At 57.0% G+C, this 14,200-nt stretch carries 10 protein-coding genes, 2 tRNA genes and 1 rRNA gene; 1 reads left to right on the forward strand and 12 read right to left on the reverse strand.

The window, feature by feature from the left end; genetic code table 11:
- The 11 genes from ACTQX9_RS01675 to ACTQX9_RS01725 form a co-directional block, all read right to left on the reverse strand.
- Positions 1–485, reverse strand: a 16S ribosomal RNA gene (locus ACTQX9_RS01675); the annotation flags it as partial.
- A gap of 775 nt (positions 486–1,260) precedes the next feature.
- Positions 1,261–1,336: transfer RNA gene (locus ACTQX9_RS01680), tRNA-Lys, on the reverse strand.
- Positions 1,337–1,364: 28 nt separating this feature from the next.
- On the reverse strand, positions 1,365–2,645 hold the full coding sequence (locus ACTQX9_RS01685) for an aminopeptidase (RefSeq protein WP_441537028.1): 1,281 nt from the start codon (positions 2,643–2,645) through the stop codon (positions 1,365–1,367).
- Positions 2,646–2,738: 93 nt separating this feature from the next.
- Positions 2,739–3,314: a hypothetical protein gene (locus tag ACTQX9_RS01690; protein ID WP_427717870.1), complete on the reverse strand. Its 576-nt coding sequence runs from the start codon at positions 3,312–3,314 to the stop codon at positions 2,739–2,741.
- Positions 3,315–4,193, reverse strand: coding sequence for a phosphoribosylaminoimidazolesuccinocarboxamide synthase (locus tag ACTQX9_RS01695; protein WP_154516897.1), 879 nt, complete (start codon positions 4,191–4,193; stop codon positions 3,315–3,317).
- A 118-nt stretch (positions 4,194–4,311) separates the two neighbouring features.
- Positions 4,312–5,877 carry a sensor histidine kinase gene (locus ACTQX9_RS01700; protein ID WP_154516828.1) on the reverse strand — a complete coding sequence of 522 codons (1,566 nt, stop codon included), beginning with the start codon at positions 5,875–5,877 and terminating at the stop codon, positions 4,312–4,314.
- 11 nt (positions 5,878–5,888) lie between these two features.
- Positions 5,889–6,611: a response regulator gene (locus ACTQX9_RS01705; protein WP_441540307.1), complete on the reverse strand. Its 723-nt coding sequence runs from the start codon at positions 6,609–6,611 to the stop codon at positions 5,889–5,891.
- A 152-nt stretch (positions 6,612–6,763) separates the two neighbouring features.
- Positions 6,764–7,975: a hypothetical protein gene (locus tag ACTQX9_RS01710; RefSeq protein WP_427748135.1), complete on the reverse strand. Its 1,212-nt coding sequence runs from the start codon at positions 7,973–7,975 to the stop codon at positions 6,764–6,766.
- Complete coding sequence (locus ACTQX9_RS01715) at positions 7,975–8,238, reverse strand: TIGR03905 family TSCPD domain-containing protein (RefSeq protein WP_427717875.1); 264 nt, start codon at positions 8,236–8,238, stop codon at positions 7,975–7,977. Before ACTQX9_RS01715 ends, ACTQX9_RS01710 begins: the two co-directional genes overlap by 1 nt.
- A gap of 129 nt (positions 8,239–8,367) precedes the next feature.
- Entirely contained in the window at positions 8,368–9,714 is a 1,347-nt protein-coding gene (gene purB / locus ACTQX9_RS01720; protein ID WP_441540308.1) for an adenylosuccinate lyase, read from the reverse strand.
- Positions 9,715–10,100: 386 nt separating this feature from the next.
- Positions 10,101–10,175, reverse strand: a tRNA-Gly gene (locus tag ACTQX9_RS01725).
- A gap of 298 nt (positions 10,176–10,473) precedes the next feature.
- On the opposite strand from ACTQX9_RS01725, the gene ACTQX9_RS01730 reads away from it, so the two are divergent.
- Complete coding sequence (locus tag ACTQX9_RS01730; RefSeq protein WP_441540309.1) at positions 10,474–13,905, forward strand: SpaA isopeptide-forming pilin-related protein; 3,432 nt, start codon at positions 10,474–10,476, stop codon at positions 13,903–13,905.
- Between the two features lie 62 nt (positions 13,906–13,967).
- On the opposite strand, the gene ACTQX9_RS01735 is transcribed toward ACTQX9_RS01730, so the two are convergent.
- The gene (locus ACTQX9_RS01735) at positions 13,968–14,186 is read right to left on the reverse strand and encodes a hypothetical protein (protein WP_441540310.1); all 219 of its coding nucleotides are present in this window, start codon (positions 14,184–14,186) and stop codon (positions 13,968–13,970) included.
- Positions 14,187–14,200: the final 14 nt, after the last annotated feature.

Below are 14,200 nucleotides of genomic sequence, written 5' to 3' on the forward strand. Positions count from 1 at the left end.
ACGTAGTTAGCCGGGGCTTCTTCTGCAGGTACAGTCTCGTCTCTTCCCTGCTGAAAGCGGTTTACGACCCGAAGGCCTCCGTCCCGCACGCGGCGTCGCTGCGTCAGGGTTGCCCCCATTGCGCAAGATTCCCCACTGCTGCCTCCCGTAGGAGTCTGGGCCGTGTCTCAGTCCCAATCTGGCCGGTCGGTCTCTCAACCCGGCTACCCGTTGTCGGCACGGTGGGCCGTCACCCCGCCGTCTACCTGATGGGCCGCGGAGCCATCCCCTCCCGTCGGGGCTTTAGCCCGGGCGCCATGCGGCGCCCGGGGGTATCCGGTATTACCCGTCCTTTCGGGCGGCTATCCCGGGGGAGGGGGCAGGTTCTCCACGTGTTACTCAGCCGTTCGCCACTCGCCTCTATCCGAAGATAGGTGCCGTTCGACTTGCATGTGTTAGGCGCGCCGCCAGCGTTCATCCTGAGCCAGGATCGAACTCTCCGTCCAAATATGTTTGGGCCTCGAGCCCGTCCGGTCCTCTCAGTCATCGCTGATCGGTTCCGTTCGATTCATATGGTTCTGTTTGATAGGAAAAGGAATTTCTCGGGGCCGCCTCTCGGCGGCCTTGCGAAAAACGAATCCAAGTCAGACCATTTCAAATGGTTCGATGTCTGCCCGGATGCGACACATCTGGTGTGTCCATCCTCGCAGTATCCGGTTCTCAAGGTGCACGCCTGCGCCGGTTCCCGGTCCGACCGGGCCGCGCGGCAAGGAGATATATTGCCAGACCGGAGGGGCCCCGGGGGCGGGAATCACGCACTCCATATTTTGTTCACAAATAAATTGATCCTTCAGCTGTTCCACTGAAGTCATATCTGAAGCATCGGCTTCCGGTATTGGCGATGACCAGCTGGTTTATAGGTGTTGAGGTATCGGTCATCTCTGGTGCGCTACTTTACTCTAACGGCATCTGGTTTTGGTTTCCTGTCGGTAAAAGGCTGGTTTTGGCCGCCAGGCGTCCTTATATATAGAGAAGATCGGGTTCGAACCCGTGCACCGGCAACAAAAAAGCGGCCGGCATCCGCCAGTCGCTTTTCTATTCTATGGTGGGCCGTCAGGGGTTCGGGCCCGCTGCGCGGGCGGCCGCTTCGGCGCCCCCGCGCCTCGCGCGCTGCGCTGGCAAACGCTGACGCGTTTCCTCAGCTCCGCGCCCTTTCGGGTTCGAACCCGTGCACCGGCAACAAAAAAGCGGCCGGCATCCGCCAGTCGCTTTTCTATTCTATGGTGGGCCGTCAGGGGTTCGAACCCTGGACCTTGGGATTAAAAGTCCCCTGCTCTGCCAGCTGAGCTAACGGCCCGCGGATGGCATTGTACCACGGTCTGAGACTATTCCCAACTCCATTGGCCGTTCTGGAAAATCACAATTTCACGTCCATCAGGTGTAATGCCCGTAATATCGATGTCGTCCGTGCCAATCATAAAGTCAACGTGCGTGCTCGAAACGTTGACGCCATGCTCCAGAAGTTCCTCTTTGGACATGTCATACCCGCTTTCGATGCACTCGGGAAAACCGACACCCAACGCAAGGTGACAGCTGGCGTTCTCGTCATAGAGTGTGTCGTAGAATAGAATGCCGCTTTCACGAATCGGTGTGTTCTTGGAAATAAGCGCAACCTCGCCCAGATGAGCAGCACCTTCATCGGTTTCAATAATGCTCGCAAGCGTTGCCTTACCCACGCGAGCGTCATAGTCCACTACGCGGCCGTTCTCGAACTTAATCCAAAAATCGTCAACCTTATTGCCGTGGTGAATGAGCGGCATAGCCGAGTACACGATGCCGTCGGCGCGCATACGATCGGGCGAGGTGAAGACCTCCTCGGTGGGAATGTTGGGGAAGAAAGGGTGACCGTCGGGAGTTTTTCCCTTGCCGCCGGCCCACTCATGGCCTTTCGTCATTCCAATCGTCAGATCAGTTCCATTCGAAGCGGTGTAGTGCAGGCAATCAAATTGATTATCGTTTAGGAAGCGCAGGTTCTTTTCGAATGTGGCGTCATGGAGCTCCCAGTCGCTCTCCGGGTCCTGGCCATCAGCACGAGCGGTGTGCAGAATCGCATTCCACAGCTTATAGACTGCAACCTCATCGGCGTCTCCCGGGAATACCTCGCGCGCCCAAGCAGCGACCGGAGCGCCGGCGATGCACCACGGGTTAATGTTGTAGTCCAGTCCACGGCGGAAGACCTTACACTGCATGTTCCTCGCCTTAGAAGCTGCGGCAGGCTTAGCGGGATCGATGCCCTTGAGGGCAGCAGGGTCCGTGCCCTCAATAAAGATAAAGCAGGCTCCGTCCTGAGCCAACGAATCCAGCTGCATGCGCTTCCACTCGGGAGTCTGCTCAAAATAGCTTTTCTCGACATACTCGTAGGTAAGCCTCGTCACGGCATCGTCAGCCCAGATGACCGTCACGTGACCGGCACCGGCGTCATAAGCCTCCGCAACCACCACGCGCGCAAATGACGCGCACTCGACAGGAGACTGAACGACGACCTCCTGACCGGGCTTAACGTTGACGCCCTTGCGGACAACGAGACGCGCATAATTTCTAATCTTGGGCTCCAGGGACTTCATACCCTCCAGAGCCTCTTCGACCGTCAGGGCAGCTCGAATCATGTGCCACTCCATCTATCTACAGGACAGTAAAAAGGCGCGCCGCAAAAAACGACGCGCCTTATATCTTAGCGATATCTATAGGTTGTAACGCTACTACTTCTTCTTGGAGGCCTTCTTGTCCTCTTTGGCAGCCGAGCGCTCGATGATAGCGTTGAGCTTGTTATCGGACATGCCCTCGGCCTGCGCGCGATACATATTACGCAAGGGACGGATGCGCACGAAGTCGTAGATGAAGTCACCCAGAATGACGATGTAGGACAAAACAATGCCGGCCATCTGGACGGGGCTGGACACCATGCCAGCGGGAGCGAAGTACAGCGAAGACCAAATGGCCACGACGAGCACCATGCCGATAGTAAGCACGGCCCACCAGATGCGGCGGCGCTTGGTGTAGTCCTCATCCTGCTTGAGAAGGATACTCGACACCGTGTAGATGCGGTCCTCCTTGGCGCGCCGCTTAGCCTTGCGGGCGCGCTTCTCCTCTTTAGAGAGGCCCTCGAGGCTCTCGCCCTTCTCGAGCTCCTTGCGGCGTGCCTTGGATGATGCCGGCACGACGCGAACAGAACTCGCTGCCTGACGAGCTGGCTTGGCGGATGCGGCGGACTTGCGCGCAACCCCGGTAACCTCGTGGGATTGCGTGCGCTTGTTCGTGGCGCTGCGGGTACTCACTTACGCGTTCTCCTTCATGCTTGTAAACTGGGAGCCCGTGATGATCTGGAAGGCCTCGCGATAGCGCTCGGACGTGCCATCGATGACCTCGGCGGGCAGATGCGGGGTCTCCCCCGTCATATCCCAGTTGGCCTTGAGCCAATTGCGGACGAATTGCTTGTCGTAGCTAGGCTGAATCTTACCCTCCTCGTAGCTGGCGGCAGGCCAGAAACGGCTGGAGTCGGGCGTGAGGCACTCGTCGATCAGCGTGACCTTGCCATCGATGACACCAAACTCAAACTTGGTGTCGGCAATGATGATGCCACGGGTCGCTGCATACTCGGCGGCAGCCTTGTAGATCTTAAGAGATAGATCGCGAATCTGCGTGGCGATGTCCTCGCCAACGATCTCGCAGCAACGCTCAAACGAGATATTCTCGTCGTGATCACCGATCTCGGCCTTCGTGGACGGGGTGAACAGCGGCTCGGGGAGCTTGGAGGCCTCGGTCAGGCCCTCAGGCAGCTGGATGCCGCAGACGGTGCCGTTCTCGTCGTAGGTCTTCTTGCCCGAACCGGTCAGATAGCCGCGGACGATGCACTCGATAGGAATCGTCTGGGCCTTCTTAACCAGCATGGCGCGGCCTGCGAGATAGTCACGATACTCGGCAAACTCCTTGGGGAAATCCGCCGGATCGATGGAGACGAGGTGATTGGGGACGATATCGGCAAACTTGTCGAACCAGAACGCCGAGATACGGTTGAGCACCTCTCCCTTAAACGGAATTTCGTCGGGAAGAATAAAGTCGAACGCAGAAATGCGATCGGTGGCGACCATCAACAGGTTTTCGCCGGCATCGTAGATATCACGAACCTTGCCACGGGAATCCGGACGACGCTCCATCGTTGTCACGTGAGTCACTCCTTACCTAAATACGACAGAAATGCGGGTTCTTTACCGCACGTTTTCGCAAACTCGGAGCGGCAGGGACGCGGTCCCTCCTTCACCGAATAGCGAAAAGCTAGTGCTCCATTGTAGTAGATGCCGCGTCCGCCGTGTGCTCGCGGGGCAGATGAATCGTAAAAGTCGTACCCTTTCCAAGCTCCGACTCCACGGATATGTAGCCATGGTGACGCTCGACGATCTGTTTAGTTACGGCGAGGCCGACGCCCAGGCCGCCAGCTTCGCGGGCGCGGCTGGCATCGGCGCGCCAAAATCGTCCGAAGATACGCGACAGATCGTCCTTGGCAATACCGATACCGGTATCCGAAACGGCAATACTGACATGCTTGCGGTCACTGAGCACCGACACTACGACCCAACCGCCCTCGGGGGTGTAGCGCATGGCGTTGCTCATGAGGTTGATGACGCATTGCGTGATCATGTCGGGATCGGCCTCGACGACATCGTCGTGCCCCTGGGTTTCATCTGCAAAGCGAAGGCGAAGGTCACGGTCGGCAAACAGACGCTCCTGGCCGTTCACAATCGATCGCACGAACGGAACCATGTCCACCGGTTCGAGATTGAGCGGAGCCGTGCTGTTTTCCATACGCGATAGGTCGAGCATCTGCTGCACCAAACGAGCGAGGCGACGCGTCTCGGAAGCGACCGTCTCCAGATGCTCGTCGTCGGTGGGGTACACGCCGTCTTGCATGGCCTCGACCGTTGCAAGCATGGCCATGAGCGGTGTACGAAGCTCGTGTGCGACATCCGAGGTCAGGCGCTTTTCGTGCTTCATATCTTTCTCGAGCGAGGTGGCCATCTCGTCAAAGGTCTCACCCAGCTGATCGATTTCGTCATCGCCGCGCAAGCCCGTACGAGCAGACAGATCGCCGTCGCGAATTTGCTTGGCTGTGCTCGTAATACGATGAATCGGCTTGGTAAGCATGCGCGACACGAGCGATCCGATAACGACCGAGATGCAGATTGCAACAACCGCGGCAAGAGCCATGGCGTTAAAGGTCTTCTCCCTAAATGCAGAATCTGCCTTAGTGAGCAGAGCGTCGGAGCCGATAGCCCATAGCTTTACCTGTCCGACATGCTCGCCAGAGGACGTAACGATTTCGACGTTGGCAACGCTATCGGAGTCGGTGGGCGCTGACGAGACCGGGCTATGCGAGGCCTTTTTACCGCTCGAGCTGCTCGACGGCAATTCGCTCTCGCGCACATCGGCGGTCGCACTTGCCGAAGGCCATGAGTCGTCATAAACGACAACGCCCTTTTTGTTGACGACCTGCATACCCAGGTCGTCGGACACCAAGCTCGATGTCGCGACCGTGCGCAGCTCGCCCGCAGTCCAATTGCCGTTTTCCTCATACGACGTCGCAAGCTTTTCGGCAGCAGAATTGGCGATCTCGACGATATTGGAGCGCGTGTAATCCGAAAAGACGGTGCCCCACACAACGGAGACAACGCCCACCAGCACCAATACCGTCATGAGCGATGTCAGGGCAAAAGCCAAAGCCATACGCGAGGGATAGCTCATCGCCGGCCGTGAATCGGAACGAGGCGTGTTCCAACTTGCCTTGGAACCCGCCTCGTTCTCCTGCTTGTGCTTTTGTCCGATTTCAAAGCGCGCAGGTGTCATATGTGATTTACCTATTTCTCGTCCGGCTTATCGGTCTTGGCCGGAGCCTCGAAGCGATAACCGACGCCGTGAACGGTATAGAGCCACTTAGGCTTCTTGGGGTCGTCGCCCAGCTTGGCGCGAAGGTTCTTCACGTGGCTGTCGATGGTGCGCTCGTAGCCCTCAAAGTCGTAGCCGAGCACCTTCTCGACCAGCTCCATACGGTTATAGACGCGACCGGGGTGGCGAGCAAGCGTGGTGAGCAGCTTAAACTCGGAAGCGGTCAAATCAACTTCCTTGCCCTCGACCAAGATCTTGTGGCCCGAGATATCGATGACCAGATCGCCAAAGTCGAGTACCTCAACGGCGGGCTCGTCTGTCTGGTGAGCACGACGGAACAGGGCGCGAACGCGGGCGACGAGCTCGCGCGGCGAGAACGGCTTGATCAGGTAGTCGTCGGCACCAAGCTCGAGGCCGATGATGCGATCCTCGATCTCGCCCTTGGCGGTAAGCATGATGATGGGCACATCCGAGGTATCGCGGATAGTGCGGCAAACGCGCTCGCCGGGGATCTTGGGGAGCATAAGGTCGAGCACAACCAGGTCGAACTGGTGCTTCTCGAACTCCTCGATCGCAGACTGGCCATCGCCAACGCCAACAACCCAGTAGCCCTCGCGCTCGAGATAGGCAGCGACAGCGTCACGGATCGCCTTCTCGTCCTCGACCAGCAGAATCTTTTTTGCATCTGAAGCCATAACACGGCCCCCCTGTCTCAATTAGCTAAGAACAAGCCCATTTTAACGCACCTGAGCCCACCGGGCATCGCATGGGCGCGACAGCTCGGCGGGCGGTACTCACGGTTACAATGGGCTTATTCCCCCGTTGGCGCCTTTTTAACCCCTCGGCGCTAAAGAGAGAACAGGCGAGCGGTAACCGTCTCGGGAATTCCTTGGCTATTACGCACCGTGGCATAGGTTAAAAACGTATTCGATTTTCCCGCCGTAGCTGGATAGTCGCCATATTCGAGAGCGCGGTCGGGCGACAGCAGCGAACCATAGGTTTTAGCGGAGGTATCGATCAGAAAATGCGATGCCTGAACCTTAACCAGATATTTGCCCTTCCTGCCGGCGGCGCACGCAAGCGGTTCGCGCGATAGAAATTGATACGGGCCGCCCTCGTTACCAATGTAGGTACCCATATTGCCCAGGCCGCCCACGCCGGCATAGGTCGCCTCAATGGAGAACACAAACGTATCGCCCATATATACGGCCTCGAAAGGTGACACCGACGAAGGAAGGACCAGCTGAGCCCTCTTGGTATTGTTGCCGTCCGTCAGGTCGATCGCCGTCATGCCGTAGTAGACGCCCTCGTCATTGCGCACGCGGGGTGAGATAGTCAGGATGCCATCGCTCACGCGCGGTGCAGACGCAAAGCGGCCTGTCGACTTCCAGATTGCCTCCGCTTTAGATTCATCGAGCGAACGGCGGTAGCAATATGAATCGCTGCCGGTCTTATTGCCACCGGTCGAAGGCATCTTGTACCAGATGACCGACGAGTCAAAGGCGGTAAACAGCGGAGGGTCGTAGTCCTCACCGCCGCGATCAAGCTCAACGGCATTACCAGTAAGCGCCGCGCCCGACAGGGTTTGCGCATAGAGCTTCCACGACGAATTCGCGTAGTTCATCTCAACCCACGCAAACACGCTATCGGTGGCGCGAACGTCGTAAAACGCATAACCGGAACCCTCGACAGGATCGTCAATCAACGTGGTGAGTGAGCCGTCCCCCATGTTGAACACGCCAAGCGTGTTGGCATGCAGCGCAGATGCGGGCGCCATCATCGCCGCAGCGTAACCGCCATCGCAGTAGTACAGCAGCGTCCCCAATGGCAACGTCCACGACGCCGTCGGCTTAAGATCAATGTCGACGGCCTCATACTCTTCGGTAATCGAGACGATCTTGGAATCATCTTTGATAACCTGCGGCTCACCGGCAGCATCATCGCTGGTGCCCGTTTTTTTCGAGCACCCCGCAAGCAGCGTGGCAGCACTCGCGGCAGCACCACCCAACACAAATCCTCGGCGCGTTACCCCATTCTTAACGCGATCAAAAATACTCATTAGGCAATCTCGGCACGCGCGGCCTCGATGGCACGCGTAAGCTGGTCGGCACAGGAGGTCTTTTTCGTGCCGCACGTATTGCCGGCCAACACCTCAATCACGCGATCGGAAGAAACACCTTCGACCAATTTAGAGATGGCCTTGAGGTTGCCGTTGCAGCCGCCGGTAAACTCAACGCCCAGCACTTTGCTGCCGTCATCGGAAAGATTGAGGTGAATATTGCGAGTACACACGCCCTGGGGCTTGTAATCAAACGAAATCATGCGATCTCCTTCTCAGAATGTCATTCGAGACGACTATTATCCCCGTCTTTCCATAAATGCAACGAGGCGCTTTACCGGCAACACACATTACCAGCAAAGCGCCCTAAAAAGCTAACGTTATGCCCGAACCTACTCGAAGTTCAGCTGCTCCAGACGATCGAAGACCGTATCGATGCGGGTGAGGAAGTCCCACGGATCAAAGATCTCGTCGAGCTTCTCCTGGCTGACGGTGCAGCGCGGATCGGCCTCGAGGCGCTCCTTGAAGGTGGGGCCGGAAACGCAGTCCTGCACCTCATGCCAGGTCGCCATGGCGTTTTCCTGCACGATTGCGTAGGCGTCCTCACGGGTAATGCCCGTATCGACGAGGGCCAACAGAACCTTGGAGGAGAAGATGAGACCGCGGGTCTTGTTGAGGTTGGCCATCATGCGAGCCGGATACAGCTGGAGGCCATCGATAACGCGGATAAGGCACTGGAACATGTGGTCAAGCGCGATAAAGCTATCGGCCTGGGCGACGCGCTCGGCAGAAGAGTGCGAAATGTCACGCTCATGCCACAGGGCGACGTTGTCGAAGGCGACCTGGGCGTTGGACTTCACGATGCGCGACAGGCCACAGACCTTCTCCATGGTGATGGGATTACGCTTGTGCGGCATGGCGGAGCTGCCCTTTTGACCCTTGCGGAACGGCTCCTCGGCCTCGAGTGTATCGGTCTTCTGCAGATTGCGAACCTCGGTAGCAATGCGCTCGCAGGTGGCCGCCGTGGTGGCGAGGACGCCAGCGAGGTAGGCATGATGGTCGCGGCTGATAACCTGCGTGGACAGCGGGTCGTGAACCAAACCCAGGTGCTCGCAGACATACTCCTCGACAAACGGCTCGATGGAGCTGTAGGTGCCAACGGCACCCGAGATGGCACCGAAGGCGACGTTCTTGCGAGCGTCCTCAAGGCGATCCAGATCGCGCTTGAGCTCCCAGGCCCAAGAGCCAAACTTCATACCAAAGGTCATAGGCTCGGCGTGGATGCCGTGAGTGCGACCGGCGCAGAGCGTGTTACGCTCCTCGAAAGCGCGACGTTTGCAGATCTCGCCGAGTTTCTTGACGTCCTCGATAATTAGGTCGCAGGCCTGGGTGAGCTGATAGCACAGGGCCGTATCGCCCAAGTCAGAGCTGGTCATGCCATAGTGAACCCAACGGCTGGGTTTAGGCTCGCCCTCGGGAACATCGGCGTCGATATACTCCTTCATATTGGTCAGGAAGGCAATGACGTCATGGCGCGTGACTTCTTCGATCTCGTCGACCTTCGCCTTCTCAAAGTTGGCGTGGTCGCGGATCCACTGAGCTTCTTCTTTAGAAATACCGATCTTGCCGAGCTCCGCCTGGGCCTCGCAGGCCAGAACCTCAATCTCCTGCCAAATGGCGTACTTGTTCTCGAGGGAGAAGATGTGTCCCATCTCCGGGCGGGTATAGCGATCGATCATAGCGGCTCCTTTTTGGTTATTGGCACGTTGGTCGTAACCCAACCATTGTACCGTGCGCAGGTGCAAGTATAGGCAGCAGGTATTAACCTAACATTTTGCCATTTGCCTAACGTTCACACCTTGTCGGGTTCGAGTCCCGGCGCTTTATTGAAAAAAGCACGACACCGTGATGGTGCCGTGCTTGTACTTTTAACTGGAGCGGGCAACGGGACATCCGCGCATTTGCTTCGCAAATCCGCACCGGCTTCAGGCGCCTGTCGGCGCCTTCACCTGCTCGCTACAAACGCTTCGCGTTTGCTTAACGCTCACACCCTGTCGGGTTCGAGTCCCGGCGCTTTATTGAAAAAAGCACGACACCGTGATGGTGCCGTGCTTGTACTTTTAACTGGAGCGGGCAACGGGACTCGAACCCGCGAGTGTCAGCTTGGGAAGCTGATGCCTTACCACTTGGCGATGCCCGCATATGTGGGGGATAGTATAACGCGGTTGTCTTGTTTGATACAAGGGCGCTAACCCTTGTTTTACGCATGGAAAATCATCTTCTTGTTGCTCGAATTGCGAAAACAGGGACTCGAGTAACCTGTTTTACACCGTCTTCTACCTGCTCTTTTGTTTGATTATCTAAAACCGGTCTCCATTTGTTGGGAACTTGGCAAGTTCTTGGTCAGCTCGCGGTACTTACCCGTATGACCCCCGGCGCTAATCTCATCCCACGCGCCGCAATCTCCCAGCGCGGCGCACAAAGGATAAGGAGCAGCCATGTCCAATGCACCCACGCACTCTGTCCACAGCGCAATCGCAACAGCACCGCTGCTCCTATTCCTCTTGTTGTTTCTAGCCTGCGCCACGCCTGGTACCGCCTGCGCCGTCGATGGAAACGATACGCTTAGTTTTCGCACCATCAGCGATATGTGCGGACCGTTTGGCATTGGCAAGTATGAGGCACAAGACGCCTCGATTTCTTACTGCATGAACCAAGACTGCCCCGGCCCCAGCAGCCCGGGAGGACCCTGGCGGACCTACAATCAGGGTTGGACATGGCTCGACAACGAGTTTGCCGCCGTCATCTGCCATGGATACCCTTCCGCCACATCATTTGGCGGCCATGACCTAACGGCCGAACGCGCCCGCGCCGCAACCCAGATTGCCGTGTGGATGCTCAAAGGAACCACGCGCCCCGATGGCTCTTTTGCGTATACAAACAACGCCGGCGTTGCCAAAAGCGGCAAGTTCGATCAAGACGCCGAGGTTGTCGCGGCGGCGCGCTGGCTCTACGACAACGCAAAAGCCGGAAATATTAAGGCCGACCCGCATCGCGCCAGACGCTATCACGGACCCGTCTCTAACGAAGGCCGGCACCAGGATATGCTCTACGTTTTGCCCACCATCAACGTATCCTTTGAGAAAAGATCTGCAGACACTGTCATTACCAGCGGGAACGATACGTATCAGTTAGGTGGGGCGACGTTTAACATCTTTGAGGAAAACACGGACAAACACGTCGGCAGCATCAAAATGGACGGCAACGGTCGTGCACGGGCAACACTTTTGCCCAACACGGCATACTACCTAATCGAAACCAAAGCGCCGACAGGCTATCTGTCCCGACGCGATCGCATTGCCTTTACCACCGGAAATAGCGGCGGACATGTCACAATCAACGAGCAGCCAGGTTCTATCACGCTGCGTGTCGTCAAAACCGATGCCGCCACGAATGCCGGAGCGCAGGCGGGAACCTCGCTCGCCAAAGCCGAATTTACCTGTGTCTCGCAATCTACCCCTGGGTGGACGCGTACCTTCACGACCGAAGGCGATGGCCAGGCGACCTTAAGCGGCATTCCCCTGGGAACCTTTACCCTCTACGAATCGAAAGCGCCAGAGGGCTACCTGCTCCCCCATGACAGCTGGACCTATACGGTCGGTCCCAATCAACTAAACGACATGGGCGTCGTTGAGCTCGAACGCCGCATCCCCAATACTCATGTTGCGTTTGATATCGAGATTTCCAAGTTCAAGGATTACGGGAACGGCGAGCAATCGGGATTAGAACAGCCAGCGGAAGGCGTCGTCTTTGAAATCGTCAGCAACAGCTCTAAGCAGGTCGTAGGCACATTGACGACAAATATCTATGGCTTCGCATCCACCAAAGACCAGCCCAAGGCCTGGTTTGGCGCGGGCACACGACCGGACGGCGTCCATGGAGCCATCCCCTACGATCGTGAGGGCTATACCGTTCGCGAGGTCCCGGAAACTGTTCCCACAGGCTTCAAGCGGGCAGAGGATTGGACCATCGCGCCCGAGCAAATCGCCGACGGAGCCAAGCTTCAGTACATAGTGGACAATCACACCCTTTCGACACATCTCCAAATCATCAAACGCGATGCCCAGACGGGAGCTTCCGTCCCCCTTGCCGGCTTTAGTTTTCAGCTGCTCAACAGCAACCGTGAACCCATCTCTCAAACATGCTGGTATCCGACGCACAACGTTATGAACACCTTTACCACCAATGCGACCGGCACCGTCACGTTGCCAGAATCGCTCAAGCCGGGCACATATTACGTACGAGAAGTCGCAGCCAAAGCGCCCTACCTTGTGGGCGACGAACTGAAGGTGACGATTCCTGCCGATGCAGATCTCACACCTATCGCCGCCGTCTCGTATTTCAACAGCGCGGCAACCGGAAGCATCGAGATCGTGAAGGCTGACGCAGTAGACGGCAGTGCCCTATCTGGTGCCAAGTTTGAAATTCGCGCTACCGACGATATCGTTTGCCCCGATGGCCACATTGCCGCCCTTGCCGGTGAAGCCGTTGCCGCCGTCACAACTGATGAACAGGGTAAAGCTCGCGTAGACAACCTTTCGCTGGGTTGCGGAACGGCACGATACGAAGTCGTTGAAACCCAGTCTCCCGACGGCTATCTACTTGATCGGACAGCACATATCGTTGAGCTTGCTTATATCGACCAGAAGGTCCCCGTGGTCGAGTCGCAGATCAAATTGTCTAATGATTACACCAAGGTCGATTTCTCCAAGGTCGATATAACAGACAAGCATGAAGTTAAAGGCGCCCGACTGGTCTTATGCGACGCCGATGGAACAGAAATTGATTCTTGGATATCATCCGAGCAGCCCCATCGCGTGGAGCACCTTGAACCCGGTTCTTATACCCTACGCGAAACAATGTCCCCGCGCTCCTATGACCTCGCTGAAGACGTATCCTTTGAAGTCGAGGATACGGGGAAGATCCAGGCCGTAACCATGACGGATGCACCGATTGAGATTAAGGGGAGCGTCGACAAGCGACAAGAAATCGCGCGGCCAACCGCAAAGGGAACAGTGGCGAACGGCGACGGTAAAAACCGGGCGGCGACGCAACCCGACAGTAAGGGCTCCTATTCCTACACCATCGACGCTCAAAACGAATCGAGCACCTGGGTCGACGAGTTCACCGTCACCGACGATCTCGAATGTGCCAAAGACGGCACGGCCAAACTTGTCGCCATTAAAACCCCGATCGCCGTCGGCGACTTAAACGGGCTCTGCAATGTTTGGTATCGAACGTCACCGGCAGACAAGTTGGGCATAAAGGAAAAGGCCAACGCCACACTTGACGATGAACACACCAACCCGTGGCTCGAGACAGCCGAGGTCAAAGAGCGGCTGGGCGAGGATGTGCGGATTGTCGATTACGATGGCTGGAGTCTTTGGAAAGCCGATGTCTCGACCACGGAGTCTTCCACCCTCGAAGTAAAGGACCTTACGCTTTCGGACGACGATGTTATCACGGGGATTCGCTTTGAGTATGGCTCGGTTTCCGCAGACTTTACGACCCGGCGCGACAACGATTCTTGGAATCGCAATGGGCTTAAAGACGAGCATGACGACCTTGACGACGCGACGGCATCCCTCAAATCGGATTTACACGGAGCAATCATCCGGATGTGTGCAACCTCATCCTATACGCCCCAAACCGCACTCGCCAACAGTGCCCGTGTTGACCTTTGCCGCAACGGAGGAGGCGAAAAACTCGAGTCGCACGATAAAGATCGTGTTGTTCAAAAATGCGCCATTCCGCAGGATCTTCCAAATACGGGCAATGCACCCATCATCTCTTTTCTCACCGCATTATTGACCGCCGGTGGCACAGCAATTTGGCTCACTTGGCTAAGCTCGGCATCAAAAGAGGAGTAGGTAGAAATAACGGGCGAGCCGATATGCCGGCTCGCCCGTTATCTGGCGTATGTAACCAAAGGCTATTCCGTAGGCGCAGACCCGCCGTCAACAAGTTCCAGATCGCCATCCGAAATGCCGTCGGCACCCAAACTCTGCTCTTGCTCCACCTCTTCGCTCATCGTGGACCTGGGCGTCGACCCCTTAGCGCCCACGATATATGCGGCCCCCAGACCCATAGCGATGGCGATCAAAAACAGAACCACATAGACGGGCCAATGGCGTTTGATGTATGAAAACACGCTAACTCCTTAGA

This window comes from Collinsella sp. LCP19S3_F2, assembly GCF_052121015.1.
Lineage (GTDB): Bacteria > Actinomycetota > Coriobacteriia > Coriobacteriales > Coriobacteriaceae > Collinsella.

Coding starts and splice junctions, on each gene's coding strand:
- ACTQX9_RS01685 (WP_441537028.1), bottom strand. CDS start 2,645: ATGATTCGAGCTGCCCTGACGGTCGAAGAGGCTCTGGAGGGTATGAAG.
- ACTQX9_RS01695 (WP_154516897.1), bottom strand. CDS start 4,193: ATGGAGCGTCGTCCGGATTCCCGTGGCAAGGTTCGTGATATCTACGAT.
- ACTQX9_RS01700 (WP_154516828.1), bottom strand. CDS start 5,877: ATGACACCTGCGCGCTTTGAAATCGGACAAAAGCACAAGCAGGAGAAC.
- ACTQX9_RS01705 (WP_441540307.1), bottom strand. CDS start 6,611: ATGGCTTCAGATGCAAAAAAGATTCTGCTGGTCGAGGACGAGAAGGCG.
- ACTQX9_RS01710 (WP_427748135.1), bottom strand. CDS start 7,975: ATGAGTATTTTTGATCGCGTTAAGAATGGGGTAACGCGCCGAGGATTT.
- ACTQX9_RS01715 (WP_427717875.1), bottom strand. CDS start 8,238: ATGATTTCGTTTGATTACAAGCCCCAGGGCGTGTGTACTCGCAATATT.
- purB (WP_441540308.1), bottom strand. CDS start 9,714: ATGATCGATCGCTATACCCGCCCGGAGATGGGACACATCTTCTCCCTC.
- ACTQX9_RS01730 (WP_441540309.1), top strand. CDS start 10,474: ATGTCCAATGCACCCACGCACTCTGTCCACAGCGCAATCGCAACAGCA.